Source organism: Cereibacter changlensis JA139 (genome assembly GCF_003034985.1).
Lineage (GTDB): Bacteria > Pseudomonadota > Alphaproteobacteria > Rhodobacterales > Rhodobacteraceae > Cereibacter > Cereibacter changlensis.
This window is the reverse complement of sequence record NZ_PZKG01000003.1, coordinates 22,887-41,318: the sequence shown is the minus strand read 5'-3', so window position 1 is coordinate 41,318 and position 18,432 is coordinate 22,887. Positions and strand designations below refer to the sequence as shown.

Sequence of the window (18,432 nt, the reverse complement as noted above, 5' to 3'; positions counted from 1 at the left end):
AATGAACATGGCACGCAAGCGCAAGGGCCGCGCCGTCTCGGGCTGGCTGGTGGTGGACAAGCCCGCCGGGATCACCTCGACCGCCGTGGTGAACAAGGTCCGCTGGGCCTTCGACGCGCAGAAGGCGGGCCATGCCGGCACGCTCGACCCCGACGCGACCGGCGTTCTGGCGGTGGCTTTGGGCGAGGCGACGAAGACCGTGCCCTACATCACCGACGCGCTGAAATGCTACCGGTTCCTCGTGCGGCTCGGGGTCTCCACCCGGACCGACGATGCCGAGGGCGAGGTGATCGCCACCTCCGACCTGCGCCCGGCGGATGACGAGATCGCGGCGGCGCTGGCGGCCTTCCGCGGTGAGATCATGCAGATCCCGCCGCAGTTCTCAGCGGTGAAGATCGACGGCGAACGCGCCTACGATCTGGCCCGCGACGGCGAGACGGTGGAGATCGCGGCGCGCGAGCTCTGGGTCGAGAGCCTCGAGATGATCGCCCGGCCCGACGCCGACCATGTCGAGCTGGAGATGGTCTGCGGCAAGGGCGGCTATGTCCGCGCCATCGCCCGCGATCTGGGCGCGGCGCTCGGCTGCCATGGCCATGTGCAGTGCCTGCGCCGCACCTGGTCCGGCCCCTTCGACGCCGAGGACGGCATCAGCCTCGATACGATCGACCGCCTCGCCCGCACGGAGGAGCTGGAAACCCACCTGCTGCCGCTGGAAAAGGGCCTCGCCGACCTGCCCGAACTGCCCTGCACCCCCGAGGGCGCGGTGCGGCTGCGCAACGGCAATCCGGGCATGGTGATCTCGGCGAACTGCGAATACGGCGACGAGGCCTGGGCCAGCTACCAGGGCCAGCCCATCGCCGTCGGCATCTACAAGGCGGGCGAGCTGCACCCGTCGCGGGTGTTCAACCTGTAGCGCGGATTCGGGGGGGTCTTTGCCCTGCCGCGCGACAGGGGTGGGGTGGAACCCCACCCTACGCCGGCTGTATCGCGGCTTCGGCCTAGCCGAAGCGCGGGGGTTTCTGGCGGTCGTGGTGGATGGTGACGATCTCCACCACATCGCCCCTGAGCCGATAGTGGATGCGATAGGGCAGCCCCGAGACCTGCAGCGCGCGGGTCGCCCCGTCGCCCCACTCCCGCCCGAGCAGGGGAAAGTCGGTCAGCATCTCGGCGCTCTGCCGGATGCGGTGGATGACCCCGAGCGCAGTGGACAAGCTGGCGGCAAAGGCGATGTAGGCTTGGATCTCCCGCAGGCGGCGTGCCGCCAAGGGCGCGAAGACGAGCCTCATTCCAGCCCGAGATCCTTCCAGAGCTGCGCGGCGGGGATGGCCTTGCCCGCATCGAGTTCGGCCAGACCTTCCGCGATCTCGGCCTGAAGCCAGGCCTCGTGACCGTCTTCCGGCCGCTCGTCAGGCTCTGCCGGCTTCAGCCAGCGATCCACTCCGGTCTGGGCAACGATGCGCATGTCGGTTTCTCCTGTCACGAAGATAGGCCGGTTGCGCCCCTCGGGCAAGCGCCACCCCGGGGGCGGCAGACGTTCCACCGCGCTGCGGAAATCCGGCCCATCCTCCCGGCCTCCCGCGGAAATGAGGGAAGCACGTCGTTCCGCTCCGGGCTAGGCTGGGCCGAGTCGCGGTTTCGCGACGGCTGCATCCGGAGGCTCCCATGACGAACGCGATCCGCACCACCAAGGGCCGGGGCCGGCTCTACGCATCCGTGCTGGAGACGGTCGGCGATACGCCCGCGATCCGCATCAACAACCTCGGGCCCGAGGGCGTCACGATCTATGTGAAGGCCGAGTTCTTCAACCCCGCCGGATCGGTGAAGGACCGCCTCGCGCTGAACATCATCGAGGCTGCCGAGCGCGAAGGCCGTCTTTCGCCCGGGCAGACCGTGGTCGAGGCGACCAGCGGCAATACCGGGATCGGCCTCGCCATGGTCTGCGCCCAGAAGGGCTATCCGCTTGTCATCACCATGGCAGACAGCTTTTCCATCGAGCGCCGCCGCCTGATGCGGCTTCTCGGCGCCAAGGTCGTGCTGACGCCGCGGGCGCAGAAGGGGCTCGGCATGTATCGCAAGGCGCAGGAGCTGGCCGAGGCGAATGGCTGGTTCCTCGCCAGCCAGTTCGAGACCACCGCCAATGCCGACATCCACGAATCCACCACCGCGCGCGAGATCCTGGCCGATTTCGACGGCCAGCGGCTCGACTATTTCGTGACCGGCTACGGCACCGGCGGCACGGTGAGCGGCGTCGGCCGGGTGCTGCGCGCCGAGCGGCCCGAGACGAAGATCATCCTGACCGAGCCCGCCAATGCCCAGCTCGTCGGCAGCGGCGTGGCGCAGGAGCGGGCGGTGGATGGCACGGTGGGCGCGACCCATCCGGCCTTCGAGCCGCATCCGATCCAGGGCTGGACCCCGGATTTCATCCCGCTGGTGCTGCAGGAGGCGCTGGACCGTGCCTTCTACGACCAGCTCATCCCCATCGCCGGGGCCGAGGGGGTGAAGGCGGCGCAGGATCTGGCGCGGCGCGAGGGCATCCTCACCGGCATCTCCGGCGGCTCCACCTTCGCCGTGGCGCTGAAGATGGCCGAGAGCGCCGCACCCGGCTCGGTCATCCTCTGCATGCTGCCCGACACCGGCGAGCGCTACATGACCACGCCGCTGTTCCAGAGCATCGCCGAGGACATGGACGAGGAGGAACTGGCGCTGTCGCGGTCAACTCCCGGCTATCAGCTGCCCTGAAGACTGGACCTCGCGCCGGATGCGGGCTACCTCCGCAACCGTCGGGAGGACCAGTGACCATGCAGAAGATCCAGATCGCCGAACGCCCGGACTGGCGCAAGGAGGCCGAAGAGCTCGGCTTCAGCTTTGCCGACATGCATGGCGAGCCCTATTGGGACGAAAGCTCGGCCTATGAATTCTCGCTGCGCGAGATCGAGGAGGATATCGAAGACCCCTCGACCGCGCTGCATGCCATGTGCCGCGAGGCGGTGGCCGAGATCGTGCGGAGCGAGGAGCTCTTGGAAAAGCTGGGCATTCCGGCCGAGCATTTCGATCTGGTGCGCGGAAGCTGGCAGGGCGGCGAGCCGGAGATCTACGGCCGCTTCGATCTGGCCTATGACGGCACGGGGCCTACGAAGCTGCTGGAATACAACGCCGACACCCCGACCTCGCTCTACGAGAGCGCCTCCTTCCAGTGGCGCTGGCTCGAGGCGCAGATTGAAGCCGGGGTGCTGCGCGAAACGGACGACCAGTTCAACGGCATCCACGAGGCGCTGGTCGAGCGGTTCAAGGCGCTCTTCGCGCCAGACACCGACCTGCATTTCACCGCCGTCGCCGGCAATCCCGAGGATTACGCCACCGTCGAGGCGATGGGCTGGGCCGCCCGCGCCGCCGGCATGGGGGCGCATTACACCGATCTCGACAAGATCGGCGTGACCAAGGAGGGCCAGTTCGCCGATGCCGAGGACCGGGTGATCGGCGTGCTGTTCAAGCTCTACCCCTGGGAAGACCTGCTGCGCGACGATTTCGCGAAACACCTGACCACCTCGGGCTGCCTGATGCTGGAACCGGCCTGGAAGGCGGTGGTGTCGAACAAGGGGCTCTTGCCGGTGCTCTGGCAGATGTTCGAGGGGCACCCGAACCTGCTGCCCGCCTTCTTCCATGACGACGTGGCAGGCGCGCTGCAGGGCGGCACTTCCACGGCGGCGGTGGCCGAGGCCTGGGGCCGGTCGCAGGACGCCTTCGCGCGGGGTCATGTGCTGAAACCCTTGTTCTCGCGCGAGGGGGCCTCCATCTCCATCGTGGAAGCAGGCAAGGTGACCGACCGCTCGTCCAATGCCGATTACGAGGCCCATCCGAAGATCGTGCAGGCCTATCATCCCTTGCCGGAATTCGACGGCTTCCGCCCGGTGATCGGGTCCTGGATCGTCGGCGAAGCCTGCTGCGGCATCGGTCTGCGCGAGGACCGGGGCCGGATCACCCAAGACCTGTCGCGGTTCAAGCCGCATTACATTCGCGACTGAAGGAGACCGCCATGCGCAAACGCTCGAGCCGTGTCGCTCTGGCCATCGTCGGAGCCGCCGCCTTCGCCCTCGCGGGCTGCCGCGAGGAGGAGGTGGAGGCCCAGGCCTTCCCCGACCTCGCCTCCTGCAAGGCCGAGGCCAACCGGGGCGGGCAGTTCTCCAGCGCCGATTGCGACGCCTCCTTCGCCGAGGCCGAGGAGATCCATGTGGAATCGGCGCCGCGCTATGACAGCCTGCAGGTCTGCGAGGAACAGCATGGCGTCGGCAATTGCGGCGACGAGAGCCAGGTGACCGGGTCGGGCGGGATGGGCGGCATCTTCATGCCGCTGCTGACCGGCTATCTGATCGGCTCGATGCTGAGCGGTGGCCGCGCGGCCCAGCCGCTCTACCGCACCTCCGATGGCCGTTTCACCAATGCGGCGGGCACCAGCACCTATTCCGGCAATTCGGGCCGCACCACGCTGGGCGCGAGCCAGTTCACCCGCCCCGCCGCCACCATCGGCCAGCCGCCGATGAGCCGCGCCACCGTCGCCCAGCGCGGCGGCTTCGGCGGCAGCGCGGCAGGCCGCAGCGCGGGGACCTGACCGGAGGCGCCGGCTTCGGGGGCATCGAGCCCCCTCGGCCGGCCCTGCCGGGGAATGACCTTCGGCGCGGCGCCCGGGGCGGGCCGGGGATGAGTATTTGGACCAAGAAGAAACCGCAGGGTTTCGCGGAGGACATGGGGTGATCACGCGGACGCATGTGAAGGGCGATGCGCCCTCGACCGCGGTCTATTCGGAGTGCGAGCGCTATCGCTATCTCCTGACCCGGACTTGGGAGCCAGCGGGGCGCAGGGCGCTGTTCATCATGCTGAACCCCTCGACCGCGACGGAATTCCAGAACGATCCGACGGTGGAGCGCTGCGAGCGGCGGGCGCGGACGCTGGGTTTCGGCGCCTTCCGGGTCTGCAACATCTTCGCCTGGCGCGACACCGATCCGAAGAAGATGCGCGCGGCGGCCGATCCGGTGGGCAATCCGGAGAATGACGCGGCCATCGCCGGATCGGCGCCCTGGGCCGACCAGATCGTCTGCGGCTGGGGCGCGCATGGCGCCTTCCTCGAACGCGGGCGGCAGGTGGAAGCCCTGCTGCGCGCCACCGGCCTGCCGCTGTTCCACCTGGGGCTGAACGCCGACGGCCAGCCGCGGCATCCGCTGTATATCGGCTACAGCCAGCAGCCGCAGCCCTGGCCGGAGCGGCCGGGCGAGACCGGCTGAGGCGGGTTGCGGAGGCGCGCGGAACCCGGCCGGTCCGGGGCGCGCGGGCGGCGGGGCTTGCGAAAGCGGCTTCCCTTCGGGGCGATTTTCAACTATAGGCGCGCATCCGCCGCTTTCGGCCGGATGCCAAGGGCCCTGCTGGACGACATCCCGGCTTGCGCCGTCACAATCCAGACACAGGAGTTTCCGATGTCGATCACTATCGAAGACAAAGCCCGCCTCATCAGCGAATACGCCACCAAAGAGGGCGACACCGGCTCGCCGGAAGTGCAGGTCGCGATCCTCTCGTCGCGGATCGCCACGCTGACCGAGCACTTCAAGTCGCACAAGAAAGACAACCACTCGCGTCGCGGGCTTCTGATGATGGTTGCGCAGCGCCGCAAGCTGCTCGACTACCTGAAGAAGAAGGACGAAGGCCGCTACACCGCGCTGATCGCGCGTCTCGGCCTGCGCCGCTGACTTCAAAGCGCGCCCTCCGGGGCGCGTTTTCCTTTCCGGTCGCAGGGCGCGCCCTGTGACGACGGTCCTCCCCATCGGGCTTCGTGGGACGGGCGGAATGAACGTCAGAAGCCACGGGCATACGGCCCGTTCGCAACACGGCCGGGCGGAGGGTCCCCCGGTCAGGATAGGATAGAGAATGTTCAACGTTACGAAAAAGTCGATCGAATGGGGCGGCGAGACGCTGACCCTCGAAACGGGCAAGATCGCCCGTCAGGCCGACGGATCGGTGATCGCCACCCTGGGCGAGACCTCCGTCATGGCCAACGTGACTTTCGCGAAAGCCGCGAAGCCGGGGCAGGATTTCTTCCCGCTCACGGTGCACTACCAGGAACGCTACTACGCGGCCGGCAAGGTGCCCGGCGGTTTCTTCAAGCGTGAGGCCCGCCCGTCGGAAAAAGAGACGCTGACCTCGCGCCTCATCGACCGCCCGATCCGCCCGCTGTTCGTCGACGGCTTCAAGAACGAAGTCCTCGTGATCGTCACCGTGCTGTCGCATGACCTGGTGAACGAGCCCGACATCCTCGGCATGATCGCGGCCTCCGCGGCTCTCACCATCTCGGGCGTGCCCTTCATGGGCCCGATCGGCGCGGCGCGCGTCGGCTTCGTCAATGGCGAATACAAGCTGAACCCCGATGTCGACGACATGCAGAAGCTGCGCGAGAACCCCGAGCAGCGGCTCGACCTCGTCATCGCCGGCACGAAAGACGCCGTGATGATGGTGGAATCCGAAGCCTACGAGCTGTCGGAAGCCGAGATGCTGGGCGCGGTGAAGTTCGGCCACGAGGCGATGCAGCCGGTGATCGACCTGATCCTCGACTTCGCCGAGGACGCCGCGAAAGAGCCCTTCGACTTCGAGCCGGCCGATTATTCGGCGCTCTACGCCAAGGTGAAGACCGCCGGCGAGACGCAGATGCGCGCCGCCTTCGCCATCAAGGACAAGCAGGAGCGCACCAACGCGATCTCCGCGGCTGCCGCGGCGATCAAGGCGAGCCTGTCGGAGGAGGAGCAGAAGGACGAGAACCTCGGTTCGGCGATCAAGAAGCTGGAAAGCTCGATCCTGCGTGGCGACATCATCAGCGGCGGCGCCCGGATCGACGGCCGCGACACCAAGACCGTCCGTCCGATCGTCTCGGAAACCGGCATCCTGCCGCGCACCCACGGCTCGGCGCTGTTCACCCGCGGCGAGACGCAAGGCCTGGTCATCACCACGCTGGGCACCGGCGAGGACGAGCAGATCATCGACGCGCTGCACGGCAATTCGCGCTCGAACTTCCTGCTGCACTACAACTTCCCGCCCTACTCGGTCGGTGAAGTCGGCCGCTTCGGCCCCCCCGGCCGCCGCGAGATCGGCCATGGCAAGCTCGCCTGGCGCGCGCTGCAGGCCGTGCTGCCCGCCGCGACCGATTTCCCCTACACGATCCGCGTCGTGTCGGAGATCACCGAGTCGAACGGCTCCTCCTCGATGGCTTCCGTCTGCGGCGGCTCGCTGTCGATGATGGATGCGGGCGTGCCGCTGAAGGCGCCGGTCGCCGGTGTGGCCATGGGCCTGATCCTCGAGGATGACGGCCGCTACGCCGTGCTGACCGACATCCTGGGCGACGAGGATCACCTCGGCGACATGGACTTCAAGGTTGCCGGCACCGAGAACGGCATCACCTCGCTGCAGATGGACATCAAGGTCGCGGGCATCACCCCCGAGATCATGGAACAGGCGCTGGCGCAGGCGAAGGACGGCCGTCTGCACATCCTGGGCGAGATGGCCAAGGCGCTGACCTCGGCGCAGGCCTTCAGCGAATACGCGCCCAAGATCGAGACCATGACCATCCCCACCGACAAGATCCGTGAAGTGATCGGTTCGGGCGGCAAGGTGATCCGCGAGATCGTGGAAACCTCGGGCGCCAAGGTCGACATCAACGACGACGGCATGATCAAGATCGCCTCGAACGACGCGAACGCGATCAAGCGGGCCTATGACATGATCTGGTCGATCGTGGCGGAGCCGGAGGAAGGCCAGATCTACACCGGCCGAGTGGTGAAACTGGTCGATTTCGGCGCCTTCGTGAACTTCTTCGGCAAGCGCGACGGTCTGGTGCATGTGTCGCAGATCGCCAACAAGCGCCTGCAGCACCCGAACGAGGTGCTGAAGGAAGGTCAGGAAGTGAAGGTGAAACTCCTCGGCTTCGACGACCGCGGCAAGGTCAAGCTCGGCATGAAGATGGTCGATCAGGAGACCGGGCAGGAAATCGCCCCGGAAGCCAAGACCGACGCCGAGGCGTAAGCGCCCGGTCCGGAACGACGAAGGCCCCGGAGCGATCCGGGGCCTTTTGCGTTGGAGCGCAAGCCGAGGCGGTGAGGGGACCTGCCTTCGGCGACATGAAGCCGGGTGAATACAACCCTGAGCCGAACCTCATTGCCAAGCTTGCGGTGGGTGGCTATCTGCTGCCTTTTGATGTTCAGCACGATCCTATGTGCCCTTGAAAGGTTTTGCCGTGACCGGGAAAAATTTCATGCCGCCCGAAAAGACGGGACGCGAGAAGCTGGCGCGAGAAGTGAGACGCCTTGGTCGCCAGATGGCCGGGCTGGTCCTGCCCTCCTGGGGTCATGTGGCGCGCCTGGCCCATGATCGGCAACGCAGCAAGACGGTCAGCGTGACAGATGGCCGGCAGGGATTGCAGGACGAACTGGCGGTCCTGCTGATCTATCAACCCAAGGGGCTGCTGGATTCGACCCTGTGGCAGATCCGCTGGATGGCCGCGCGGGGGGTATCGACCATCGTGGTCACCAACGCCCCCTTGAGCGCAACCGACCGGGACCGGCTGGCCGAAATCGCCCATCTGGTCATCGAGCGACCCAATGTGGGCTACGACTTTGGCGGCTATCGTGAGGGCATCCTGCAGGTGCTGGACCGCGGCATTCGCCCCCGGGCGCTTTATCTGATGAACGACAGCACGTGGTTTCCCCTGTCCGAGGACTCCGACGTTCTGGACCGCAGCCGCGCCGCACCCGAGGATCTATGGGGCCTGTTTGTTGATTTCGACATGCATATTCGGCACAAGGGCGACCTCTCAGCCCAACATTTACAGTCCTACTTCTACCGCTTCTCGGAGCGACTCATGCAGGATCCGGAATTTGAGCAGTATTGGCGCAAGATGTCGCTGGTAAGTGAAAAGCGCGTCGTGATCAAACTGCGCGAACTTGGTTTGACCCGGCATTTTTCCAAGCTGGGCTACTCGGTCGGAGGCCTGCACAGCTGGCGCGAGGTGGCCGAATTCCTACTGAGCCTGAATGATGAGAAGATGATGCGCGACATCCTGAATCATCAGGCACAGGTGAGCCGCAAAGATGCCCGGCTGCTCGACCCGCTTCTTCAAGACCCCAATCTGACGGCGCTGCAAATTCGCGATCAGCTTCGCGAAGATATCGACACAACCCGTCTCCTCGCTTTCGCTATCGGACTGCATCCCGCAGTCATGAAATCTCTGGGATTCCCGTTCCTAAAAAAGCTGCGAATACCTATGTTGGTCGCGAAGCGCTCCAAATTGGTCGAGCTCGGTCTACATGCCGCCTATCCTGAGGCAATCCGACGCGAGATCGAGATGTGGGACGTCGCAGAACGGGATTCGCGACCCTCGCCATAAATCAGGAGGCTCCCGGACAAGGACGAAGCCCCAGCGCCAGCGCCCCCATTTCCGGTGTACGCATGCCTCGCAACCACGGGCCCGCAGCAAGTCCCATAGGTTGTTAGCATTATGCTCCGGCCATAAGTGAAGCGCGTTCGCAAAACCGCCTTCCCGCTACGCGGCCGGATATCGCTCCGGCCGCGCCCTTTCAGGCGTTCGGCCGGAGCGGCCCCGCATCACCCCGGCTGCTTGGCAAACCGCAGGTAGGGCAGCTTGATGTCCAGGTCGCCGAAGCGGGCCTTGGCGTCCTCGTCGTTCAGCGTCAGCGCCACGATCACGTCCTGACCGGGCGCCCAGTTGGCCGGGGTCGCGATCGGCACGCCGTCGGTGGCCTGCACCGCATCGAGCGCGCGCAGGATCTCGGCGAAGTTGCGCCCCACCGACATCGGGTAGGAGATCGTCAGCCGCACCTTCTTGTCCGGCCCGATCAGATAGACCGTGCGCACCGTCGCGGTATGGGCCGGCGTGCGGCCATCGGGCAGATAGGCTTCGGCGGGCAGCATGTCATAGGCCTTGGCCACGGCGAGCGAGGTGTCGTCGATGATCGGGAAATCCGCCGGGGCGCCGCCGAAGCTCTCGATGTCGCGCTTCCACTTCTGGTGCTCGTCCACCGTATCGACCGAAACGCCGATCACCTTGGTGTTGCGCTTGGCGAACTCGCCGGCAAGCTGGGCGACCGCGCCGAACTCGGTGGTGCAGACCGGGGTGAAATCCTTGGGATGCGAGAAGATCAGGGCATAGCTCTCGCCGATCCACTCGTGGAAGCGGATCGTCCCCGCCGTCGACTCGGCGGTGAAATCGGGGGCAATGTCGTTGATGCGAATGGACATGGGTCTGGCTCCGTCTCTGGCGATGGGTTCCCCTGAGACCTATGCAGCCCGCCCGGGCTTTTCACCCCCGCCGTGCGGCAGGGACGGAGAGAGCGGCGGCATCCGTCGCAGGACTGGCCGACATAGACCAGATTTTCGCGCCTCCCGCAAATCCCGCGTCCCGGACACGGCATTTTGCACCGCCGCTTCCCTTGCCCCCGTGCACCGCGGGTGTCACCTTGGGCCAAACGGAGGTTCCCATGATCGAGAAACGCGACTTCTACATCGACGGCCGCTGGGTCGCTCCCGCCGCCCCGCGCGACTGCGCCGTCATCGACCCCTCCACCGAGGAGGCCTGCGCCACCATCAGCCTCGGCGACCGCGCCGACACCGATGCCGCCGTCGCCGCCGCCAAGGCGGCCTTCCCCGGCTGGGCCGCGACGCCCCCCGCCGAACGGCTCGCCTATGTCGAGGCGATCCTCGCGCAATACGAGGCACGCAAGGAAGAGATGGCGAAAGCCATCAGCCTCGAGATGGGCGCCCCCATCGACATGGCGCGCGACAGCCAGGCCCCCTGCCTGCCGTGGCACCTCACCAACTTCATCACCGCCTTCAAGGAGATGCAGTTCATCCGCCCGCTCGGCCCCCATGCGCCGAACGATCGGATCGCGCTGGAGCCGATCGGCGTCGTCGGCCTCATCACCCCGTGGAACTGGCCGATGAACCAGGTCACGCTGAAGGTGATCCCGGCGCTGCTCGCGGGCTGCACCTGCGTGCTGAAACCGTCGGAGGAATCGCCGCTCTCCTCGCTGCTCTTCGCCGAATTCGTGCATGACGCGGGGCTGCCGCCCGGCGTCTTCAACCTCGTGAACGGCGATGGCGCGGGCGTCGGCTCGCAGCTTTCCTCGCACCCGGATGTCGAGATGATCTCCTTCACCGGCTCCACCCGCGCCGGTCGGGCGATCTCGCTTGCCGCCGCCGAGACGATGAAGCGCGTGACGCTGGAACTGGGCGGCAAGGGCGCCAACCTGATCTTCGCCGATGCCGACGAAAAGGCGGTGGAGCGCGGCGCGAAGCATTGCTTCAACAACTCGGGCCAGAGCTGCAACGCCCCGACCCGGATGCTGGTCGAGCGCAGCTACTACGATCAGGCGGTGGAGATCGCCCGCGAGGTGGCCGAGAACACCAAGGTCGGCTCGGCGCATGAGCCCGGCGGCCATATCGGCCCGGTGGTGAACCAGCGGCAATACGACCAGATCCAGGCGATGATCCAGAAGGGCATCGACGAGGGCGCGCGTCTGGTGGCCGGCGGTCTCGGTCGCCCCGACAGGCTCAACCGCGGCTTCTACGTCCGGCCCACGGTCTTCGCCGATGTGGCGCCCGGCATGAGCATCGAGCGCGAGGAGATCTTCGGCCCGGTGCTGTCGATCATCCCCTTCGACACCGAAGAAGAGGCGGTGCGGATCGCCAATGACACGATCTACGGCCTGACCAACTACGTCCAGTCGCAGGACGGCGCCCGCCGCAACCGCCTCGCCCGCCAGCTCCGCTCGGGCATGGTCGAGATGAACGGCAAATCCCGCGGCGCCGGCGCGCCCTTCGGCGGGGTGAAATCCTCGGGCCGCGCCCGCGAGGGCGGGCACTGGGGTCTCGAGGAGTTCCTCGAGGTCAAGGCGATCTCCGGCTGGGACTCCGAGGCCGACTGGGCGGCGGAGTGATCCGCCGCGCCTTCCGGCGCTGACGGCCGCGCGGGGCGACCCGCGCGGCCCCGGTTAGCAAGGGGGCGTCAAAATGGGCAGGGCGCCGAGAAGGTGGCGCTCTTGCCGGTCTCGGGATGGCGGAAGCGCAGGCTCTCGGCATGCAGCATCAGTCGCGGAAATTCCCGCGCCGCGCCATCGGCATAGAGCGGGTCGCCGAGGATCGGGTGGCCGAGCGACTGCATGTGAACGCGCAGCTGATGGCTCCGCCCGGTCTGCGGCATCAGCCGCACCCTCGTTTCCCTGTGCAGATATTTCACCACCCGCCAGTCGGTCACCGCCGGCCGCCCGGTCTCGTGGTTCACGTGCTGGCGTGGCCGGTTGGGCCAGTCCACCGTCAAGGGCAGGTCTACCCGCCCCTCGCGCGGTTCCAGAAGCCCGGCGAGCCGGGCGACATAGACCTTCTTGGTCTGCCGCTTCTCGAACTGCTGGCCCAGCGCCCCCTGCGCCGATTTGGTCAGGGCGAAGACCATGACGCCGGAGGTGTCGCGATCCAGCCGGTGCACCAGCAGGATCTCGGGGAAGACGCCGCGCAGCCGTTCGATCAGGCAGTCGGCCTTGTCCTCGCCCTTGCCCGGCACCGACAGCAGCCCCGCCGGCTTGTCCACCACCACGACCTGCGAGTCGTGGTGCAGCAGGCTCAGCGGCACGTCCGGCGGGTTGTAGACATCCTGCGCCTGCAGCGACATCAGCGGCGCCCCCGCCCTGTGCCGAAGGTCGTCCCTCGCCCGATCCGCATCTCTGTTCCACCTTCTGCTGCCCGGCCACAGTTGCGGCGGCGGGGCGAAAGATCAAGCCCGGGAACTTCCCGCCGGCCTGTCGATTGATCCGGACAGCACAGGAGAACCGCCATGACCGCATCCCTCACCACCCGCGACCACAAAGAGATCCGCGCCTGGGCCGAGGCCCGCGACGGCCATCCGGCCAAGGTGGAGACCAAGGGCAAGGGCGGCATCCTGCGCATCGACTTCGGCGAGCCGGAGGACAGCCTGACCCGGATCGAGTGGGAGGAGTTCTTCGACATCTTCGACCAGAACGACCTCGATTTCCTCTATCAGGACAAGACCGCCGACGGCGGCACCAGCCGCTTCAACAAGTTCGTCGCGCGCGACTAATCCTCCGCCACCTGCGGCAGCCCATCGTCGAGGGCGTGATAGCCACCCTTGTCCGCCACATGGATATGGCGGGCAAGCCGGCCGTCGGTCGGCCCGTCGATGCAGCCCGCCTCGACCGAAAACGCGCCATCCGCCGCCCGGAACCACAGGCTGGAGCCGCAACCGGCGCAGAAACCGCGCACCCCGCCCCCCGCCGTCCGGTATTCCGCCAGCCCCTGCCGGTCTTCCCACTGCAGGCTCGCCTCCTCCGCATCGAAGGAGGCGGCGGAATGGCCGCTGAGGGTCCGGCACTGCCGGCAATGGCAGGCGGTGATCTCGCCCGCCGGCCCCGGCAGGGTGAAGCGCAGCGCGCCGCAGAGGCAGGAGGCCCGCAGCCGTTCCGGCCCCGCGCCGGGCGGCGGCGGCTGCCCTTCCGGACGATAGTAATCCCCCGCCGCCTCGGTGAAGATATGCTCCGCCGTCTCCAGCCCCGCGTCGCTGTCCAGCGCGGCGGGGGCGACGCTGATCCGGTCCTCGCCCTCCGGCTGCCAGAACAGGCTGGCGCCGCAGCGCCGGCAGAAGCCGCGCCGCGCCTCGGCGGAGGAGCGGAACCAGGCCAGCCCCTCGTCCCGCACCAGCCGGAAACGGTCATGCGGCACGGAGGTCGCCGCCCAGAAATGCCCCGACATCTTGCGGCATTGCGTGCAATGGCAGGCGATCACCGGGCGCAGCGGGCCCTCCACCTCGAAGGCCACGGCCCCGCAGAGGCAGGCCCCGCGCATCAGGCAGCGTCGCGGAACAGCCGGGCGAGGATCGCCTCCAGCCGCGTGGCGTCGGTCTCGGTGAAGGCGTCGGGCGTGTTGCTGTCGAGGTCGAGCACGCCCAGCAACTGCCCGGCGCCATTGCGGACCGGCAGCACGATCTCGGATCGCGTGGTCGAGGAGCAGGCGATATGGTCGGCGAAGGCCTCGACATCCGGCACGATCAGCGTCTCGCCGCTGCGCGCCACGGCCCCGCAGACCCCGCGCGAGAAGGGGATCACCAGACAGCCATGCCCGCCCTGATAGGGGCCGATCTTCAGCAATTCCGGCGCGGTGACGCGGTAGAAGCCGGTCCAGTCCGACAGCGGATGCGCATGGTGCAGCTCGCAGGCGATGGTGGCCATCAGCGCGACCGTGTCGGTCTCGCCGTGGCAGAGGGCGTCGAGGCTGGCGTCGAGGGCGTCGTAATCCATGATGGTCCTTGCTGGCGGAAGATCGCGGAACAGTAATCCGCCGCGCCGGAAACCGGAAGCCGCTTACCGGATGATAACCCCTTGGCGCTAGCCTGATCCGGCGCGCAGGAGGGGATGATGCTGGAAGCGGAGCAGAAGGGCGAGGCGCTGGTGGTCCGGGTGCTGGCCGACCGGATCGACGCGGCGGTTGCGGCGGAGTTCAAGGAGCGGATGCGCGACCTCGGCGGCGGCAGCGGCGACCGGGTGATCGTCGACCTGTCGCGGGTCGAATTCCTCGACAGCAGCGGGCTGGGGGCGATGGTCGCGGTGATGAAGCTGTTGGCCCCCGAACGGCGGCTGGAACTGGCGGGGCTGACGCCCGGGGTGCTGAAGCTCTTCCGCCTGACGCGGATGGACGGGGTGTTCATTCTCCATCCGACGGTCCCGACCGATCCGCAAGATGCGGCGTGACGGCGGGGAGACCGGGCTGGTGCTCGACAGTCACCCCCTCGCCGTGCGGGCCGCGCTGCGGCGGCTGCTCGACGCGCCGCCGCTGGACGGGCTGGACGAGGAGGCGCGGTGGCGGGCCGAACTGGTGCTGGCCGAGGTGCTGAACAATGTCGTGGTGCATGGTCAGCCGCGGGGGCGGATCGTCGTCCGGCTGCGGCTGGAGGGGGAGGCGCTGGCCTTTCGGATCTCCGACCAAGGCCTGCCGCTGCCCGGCGGCAGGCTGCCGAAAGGCGTGCTGCAGGCGCCCGACACCCTGTCGGAAGGCGGCTTCGGCTGGCCGCTGATCCGCGCCCTCGCCTCCGATCTGGAGTATCGCCGGGCCGAGGGGGTGAACCACCTCAGCTTCCGGATCGGCCCCGCCTGCCCGGGGCCGGAGCCTCCCCGGCGGGACGGGCTGCGACAGGCCGCGGCGGGAAAAGCCGGCGTGGTGGCGGCGGCTCTTGGAAATCCCTTTCAGGCCCCCTAGGCTCCCGGCAAAGGGGAGAGAATGATGCGTGATTTCCAGATGCCCGGCCGCTCGGCGGTCTTTGCCTGCAACGGGATGGCGGCCACCTCGCATCCGCTGGCCTCGAAGGTGATGATCGACACGCTGCAGGAGGGCGGCAACGCGGTCGATGCCGCCATCGCCGGCGCGGTGCTGCTGGGGATCTGCGAGCCGCAGATGACCGGGATCGGCGGCGACTGTTTCGTGCTACTGAAACCGGCCGGCGACGAGCGGATCGTGGCGCTGAACGGCTCGGGCCGCGCCCCCGCCGGGCTGTCGGCCGCGGCGCTGCGCGATCGCGGGCTCGGCGCGATGCCGATCCGCGGCATCGAGTCGGTGACCGTGCCGGGGGCGATGGACGCCTTCTGCCGGCTCGCCGCCGACTGGGGCCGGCTGGGGCTGGCACGGTCGCTCGCCCCGGCGATCCATTACGCCGAGGAGGGCGTGCCGGTGGCGCCGCGCGCCGCCTATGACTGGGCCGAGGCGGAGGCCGACCTGCAGGGCGCGGCGCGCGAATTCTACCTGTTGAACGGCCGCGCCCCGCAGCCCGGGCAGATGTTCCGCGCCCCCGGTCAGGCCGAGGTGCTGCGCCGGGTGGCGGCGCAGGGCCGCGCCGGCTTCTACGAGGGCGAGGTGGCCGAGGACATGGTGACCTCGCTGCGCGCCCTGGGCGGCAGCCACACGCTGCAGGATTTCGCCGCCACCGCCTGCGACTATGTCGACGCGGTCTCGGGCCCCTACAAGGGCGTCGACCTGGTCGAGCACCCGCCGAATGGCCAAGGCGCGACGGCGATCCTGATGCTGAACATCCTGTCCCATTTCGATCTGGCCGCGCTGGATCCCTTCGGCGCCGAGCGCGCCCATCTGGAGGCCGAGGCGACCAAGCTGGCCTATGACGCGCGCAACCGCTTCATCGCCGACGCCAACCACACCAGCCGGCTGGAGCACATGCTGGCGCCGGAGACCGCGGCCAAGCTCGCGGCGCTGATCGACCCGAAGCGGGCGATGGCCGCCGCCGCGCCGCTGACCGAGGCGGTGCATCGCGACACGGTCTATGTCACCGTGGTCGACCGCGACCGGATGGCGGTTTCGCTGATCTATTCGGTGTACTGGAGCTTCGGCGCCTGTCTCGCCTCGTCGAAATTCGGCGTCGGCTTCCAGAACCGCGGCGCCGGCTTCTCGCTGGAGCAAGGCCACCCGAACGAGGCGGCGGGCGGCAAGCGGCCGATGCACACCATCATCCCGGGCATGCTGCGCAAGGAGGGCCGGCTGACCATGCCCTTCGGGGTGATGGGCGGGTCCTACCAGCCCGCCGGCCATGTCCGCTTCATGACCAACATGATCGACTACGGCCTGCACCCGCAGGCCGCGATCGACGCGCCGCGCAGCTTCGCCGCGCCCGAAGGCATGAAGGTCGAGAACGGCTATGCCGAGGCGGTGAAGGCGCAGCTGACCGAGATGGGCCACAAGGTCATCCCGCCGGAGGAGCCGATCGGCGGGGCGCAGGCCATCCTGATCGGCGAGGACGGCGTACTGCAGGGCGCCTCCGACCCGCGCAAGGACGGCTGCGCCCTGGGCTACTGAGCCGGGGTCAGCGCGAGAACCAGCCCGCGTGATCGGCGCGGAGCTGGGCCTTCTGCACCTTGCCCATGGTGTTGCGCGGCAGCTCCGCCAGCACAACCGCCGCCTTCGGCTGCTTGTAGCGCGCCAGCCGGTCGGCGATCGAGGCCAGCACCGCCTCGGCGTCCAGCGTGACGCCGGGGCGCGGCACCAGCACGGCGAAGACCGCCTCGCCGAAATCCGGATGCGGCAGGCCGACGACCGCGCTTTCCAGCACCCCCGGCGCCTCGTCCAAGAGCAGCTCCACCTCCTTGGGATAGACGTTGAAGCCGCCCGAGATCACCAGATCCTTCTGGCGGCCGACGATCTGCACATAGCCCTCGGCATCGCGCATCCCCAGATCGCCGGTGATGAACCAGCCGTCCGGGCGCAGCTCCTCGGCGGTCTTCTCGGGCATCTGCCAGTAGCCGCCGAAGACATTGGGCCCGCGCACCTCGATCACCCCCACCTCGCCCGGCGCAACCTCGGCGCCCTCGGCCATGATCCGCAGCTCCACCCCCGGCAGCGGGAAGCCCACGGTGCCGGCCCGGCGCTCGCCGTCATAGGGGTTGGAGGTGTTCATGTTGGTCTCGGTCATGCCGTAGCGCTCGAGGATGCGGTGGCCGGTGCGCTCCTCGAAGGCCAGATGCGTCTCGGCCAAGAGCGGGGCCGAGCCGGAAATGAAGAGCCGCATGCCCTGCGTCAGTTCGCGGGCGAAACGCGGATCGTCCAGGAGCCGGGTGTAGAAGGTCGGCACCCCCATCATCGTGGTGGCCTGCGGCAGCAGCCGCAACACGGCGCCGAGATCGAAGCCCGGCAGGAAGATCATCGCGCCGCCGGTCAAGAGCAGCGTGTTGCAGGCGACGAAGAGCCCGTGGGTGTGGAAGATCGGCAGCGCATGCAGCAGCACATCGGCCTCGGTGAAGCGCCAGAGATCGGCCAGGACGGCGGCGTTGGACAGGAGGTTCGCATGGCTCAGCATCGCCCCCTTGGAGCGGCCGGTGGTGCCCGAGGTGTAGAGCAGCGCCGCCAGATCCTCCGGCGCGCGGTCGGCGGCGGTGATCGCCTCCGGCTGGCCCTCCGCCAGATCGCTCATCTCGCCCGAGCCGTCGGCGTTCAGCACCATCAGCCGGGCACCGTGGGCTGCGGCGACCGGGGCCAGAGCCTCGGCCTTCGTCCCGTCGCAGAGGAAGATCCGCGGCGTGGCATTGCCGAGGAAATAGTCGATCTCGCCCGCGGTATAGGCCGTGTTCAGCGGCAGGAAGACCGCCCCCAGCGCCACCGAGGCGCCATAGACCGCCAACGCCTCCGGGCTCTTGCCGACCTGCACCGCGATCCGGTCGCCCGGCTCCACCCCCGCCGCGCGCAGCGCATGGGCCTGCCGCGCCACGAGGCGCAGGAAGGCGTCGCCGCTGAGGCGGCTGCCGTCGGGCAGGATCAGGAGGTCGGAAGTGCGGCCCTCGAGCGGGGCGAAAAGGGCGTCGTAGAGCGGGTTTGGCATGTCTGGTC

General features: G+C 68.2%; 20 protein-coding genes. 13 read left to right on the top strand and 7 right to left on the bottom strand.

Going from position 1 to position 18,432, the window contains the following annotated elements:
* Positions 1–7 precede the first annotated feature (7 nt).
* Complete coding sequence (truB, locus tag C5F48_RS01495) at positions 8–913, top strand: tRNA pseudouridine(55) synthase TruB (RefSeq protein ID WP_107662135.1); 906 nt, start codon at positions 8–10, stop codon at positions 911–913.
* Between the two features lie 85 nt (positions 914–998).
* On the opposite strand, the gene C5F48_RS01490 is transcribed toward truB, so the two are convergent.
* Together C5F48_RS01490 and C5F48_RS01485 are read right to left on the bottom strand one after the other, a co-directional pair.
* Complete coding sequence (locus C5F48_RS01490) at positions 999–1,286, bottom strand: type II toxin-antitoxin system RelE/ParE family toxin (protein ID WP_107662134.1); 288 nt, start codon at positions 1,284–1,286, stop codon at positions 999–1,001.
* Positions 1,283–1,462 carry a hypothetical protein gene (locus tag C5F48_RS01485; protein ID WP_107662133.1) on the bottom strand — a complete coding sequence of 60 codons (180 nt, stop codon included), beginning with the start codon at positions 1,460–1,462 and terminating at the stop codon, positions 1,283–1,285. The genes C5F48_RS01490 and C5F48_RS01485 overlap by 4 nt, the downstream gene beginning before the upstream one ends.
* 200 nt (positions 1,463–1,662) lie before the next feature.
* Here C5F48_RS01485 and C5F48_RS01480 point away from each other — a divergent pair, with 200 nt between their 5' ends.
* From C5F48_RS01480 to C5F48_RS01450, 7 genes are all read left to right on the top strand, one after another.
* A complete protein-coding gene (locus tag C5F48_RS01480) occupies positions 1,663–2,739 on the top strand; it encodes a PLP-dependent cysteine synthase family protein (protein ID WP_107662132.1) in 1,077 nt (358 codons plus the stop codon).
* A gap of 59 nt (positions 2,740–2,798) precedes the next feature.
* Positions 2,799–4,022: a glutathionylspermidine synthase family protein gene (locus tag C5F48_RS01475; RefSeq protein ID WP_107662131.1), complete on the top strand. Its 1,224-nt coding sequence runs from the start codon at positions 2,799–2,801 to the stop codon at positions 4,020–4,022.
* An 11-nt stretch (positions 4,023–4,033) separates the two neighbouring features.
* Entirely contained in the window at positions 4,034–4,606 is a 573-nt protein-coding gene (locus tag C5F48_RS01470) for a DUF1190 domain-containing protein (RefSeq protein ID WP_107662130.1), read from the top strand.
* Between the two features lie 139 nt (positions 4,607–4,745).
* Positions 4,746–5,276 carry a DUF1643 domain-containing protein gene (locus tag C5F48_RS01465; protein ID WP_107662129.1) on the top strand — a complete coding sequence of 177 codons (531 nt, stop codon included), beginning with the start codon at positions 4,746–4,748 and terminating at the stop codon, positions 5,274–5,276.
* Between the two features lie 189 nt (positions 5,277–5,465).
* A complete protein-coding gene (gene rpsO / locus C5F48_RS01460) occupies positions 5,466–5,735 on the top strand; it encodes a 30S ribosomal protein S15 (protein ID WP_107662128.1) in 270 nt (89 codons plus the stop codon).
* A gap of 178 nt (positions 5,736–5,913) precedes the next feature.
* Complete coding sequence (gene pnp / locus C5F48_RS01455; protein ID WP_107662127.1) at positions 5,914–8,055, top strand: polyribonucleotide nucleotidyltransferase; 2,142 nt, start codon at positions 5,914–5,916, stop codon at positions 8,053–8,055.
* A gap of 211 nt (positions 8,056–8,266) precedes the next feature.
* Positions 8,267–9,415, top strand: coding sequence for a rhamnan synthesis F family protein (locus C5F48_RS01450; protein WP_146603638.1), 1,149 nt, complete (start codon positions 8,267–8,269; stop codon positions 9,413–9,415).
* 218 nt (positions 9,416–9,633) lie between these two features.
* Here C5F48_RS01450 and C5F48_RS01445 read toward each other — a convergent pair whose 3' ends face one another.
* Positions 9,634–10,287, bottom strand: a complete 654-nt coding sequence (locus C5F48_RS01445; protein ID WP_107662125.1) for a peroxiredoxin — start codon at positions 10,285–10,287, stop codon at positions 9,634–9,636.
* Positions 10,288–10,526: 239 nt separating this feature from the next.
* Here C5F48_RS01445 and C5F48_RS01440 point away from each other — a divergent pair, with 239 nt between their 5' ends.
* The gene (locus C5F48_RS01440) at positions 10,527–11,984 is read left to right on the top strand and encodes an aldehyde dehydrogenase family protein (RefSeq protein ID WP_107662124.1); all 1,458 of its coding nucleotides are present in this window, start codon (positions 10,527–10,529) and stop codon (positions 11,982–11,984) included.
* 68 nt (positions 11,985–12,052) lie between these two features.
* Here the strand turns inward: C5F48_RS01440 and C5F48_RS01435 are convergent, their stop codons facing one another.
* Positions 12,053–12,712, bottom strand: coding sequence for an RluA family pseudouridine synthase (locus tag C5F48_RS01435; RefSeq protein ID WP_107662123.1), 660 nt, complete (start codon positions 12,710–12,712; stop codon positions 12,053–12,055).
* A 162-nt stretch (positions 12,713–12,874) separates the two neighbouring features.
* Between C5F48_RS01435 and C5F48_RS01430 the strand changes: the two genes are divergently transcribed.
* Complete coding sequence (locus tag C5F48_RS01430) at positions 12,875–13,138, top strand: hypothetical protein (protein ID WP_107662122.1); 264 nt, start codon at positions 12,875–12,877, stop codon at positions 13,136–13,138.
* Here C5F48_RS01430 and C5F48_RS26360 read toward each other — a convergent pair.
* On the bottom strand, positions 13,135–13,899 hold the full coding sequence (locus C5F48_RS26360; protein WP_111467233.1) for a GFA family protein: 765 nt from the start codon (positions 13,897–13,899) through the stop codon (positions 13,135–13,137). The two genes, C5F48_RS01430 and C5F48_RS26360, sit on opposite strands and share 4 nt — an antisense overlap.
* On the bottom strand, positions 13,899–14,351 hold the full coding sequence (msrC, locus tag C5F48_RS01420; RefSeq protein ID WP_107662121.1) for a free L-methionine (R)-S-oxide reductase MsrC: 453 nt from the start codon (positions 14,349–14,351) through the stop codon (positions 13,899–13,901). The genes C5F48_RS26360 and msrC overlap by 1 nt, the downstream gene beginning before the upstream one ends.
* A gap of 114 nt (positions 14,352–14,465) precedes the next feature.
* Between msrC and C5F48_RS01415 the strand changes: the two genes are divergently transcribed.
* Genes C5F48_RS01415 through C5F48_RS01405 form a run of 3 tightly spaced genes read left to right on the top strand, consistent with a single transcriptional unit; the run spans position 14,466 to position 16,908 of the window.
* Positions 14,466–14,801, top strand: coding sequence for an STAS domain-containing protein (locus C5F48_RS01415; RefSeq protein WP_107662120.1), 336 nt, complete (start codon positions 14,466–14,468; stop codon positions 14,799–14,801).
* Entirely contained in the window at positions 14,791–15,306 is a 516-nt protein-coding gene (locus C5F48_RS01410; RefSeq protein WP_107662119.1) for an ATP-binding protein, read from the top strand. Before C5F48_RS01415 ends, C5F48_RS01410 begins: the two co-directional genes overlap by 11 nt.
* 24 nt (positions 15,307–15,330) lie before the next feature.
* A complete protein-coding gene (locus tag C5F48_RS01405; protein ID WP_107662172.1) occupies positions 15,331–16,908 on the top strand; it encodes a gamma-glutamyltransferase family protein in 1,578 nt (525 codons plus the stop codon).
* A gap of 7 nt (positions 16,909–16,915) precedes the next feature.
* Here C5F48_RS01405 and C5F48_RS01400 read toward each other — a convergent pair whose 3' ends face one another.
* Positions 16,916–18,424: a malonate--CoA ligase gene (locus C5F48_RS01400; RefSeq protein ID WP_107662118.1), complete on the bottom strand. Its 1,509-nt coding sequence runs from the start codon at positions 18,422–18,424 to the stop codon at positions 16,916–16,918.
* Positions 18,425–18,432 lie beyond the last annotated feature (8 nt).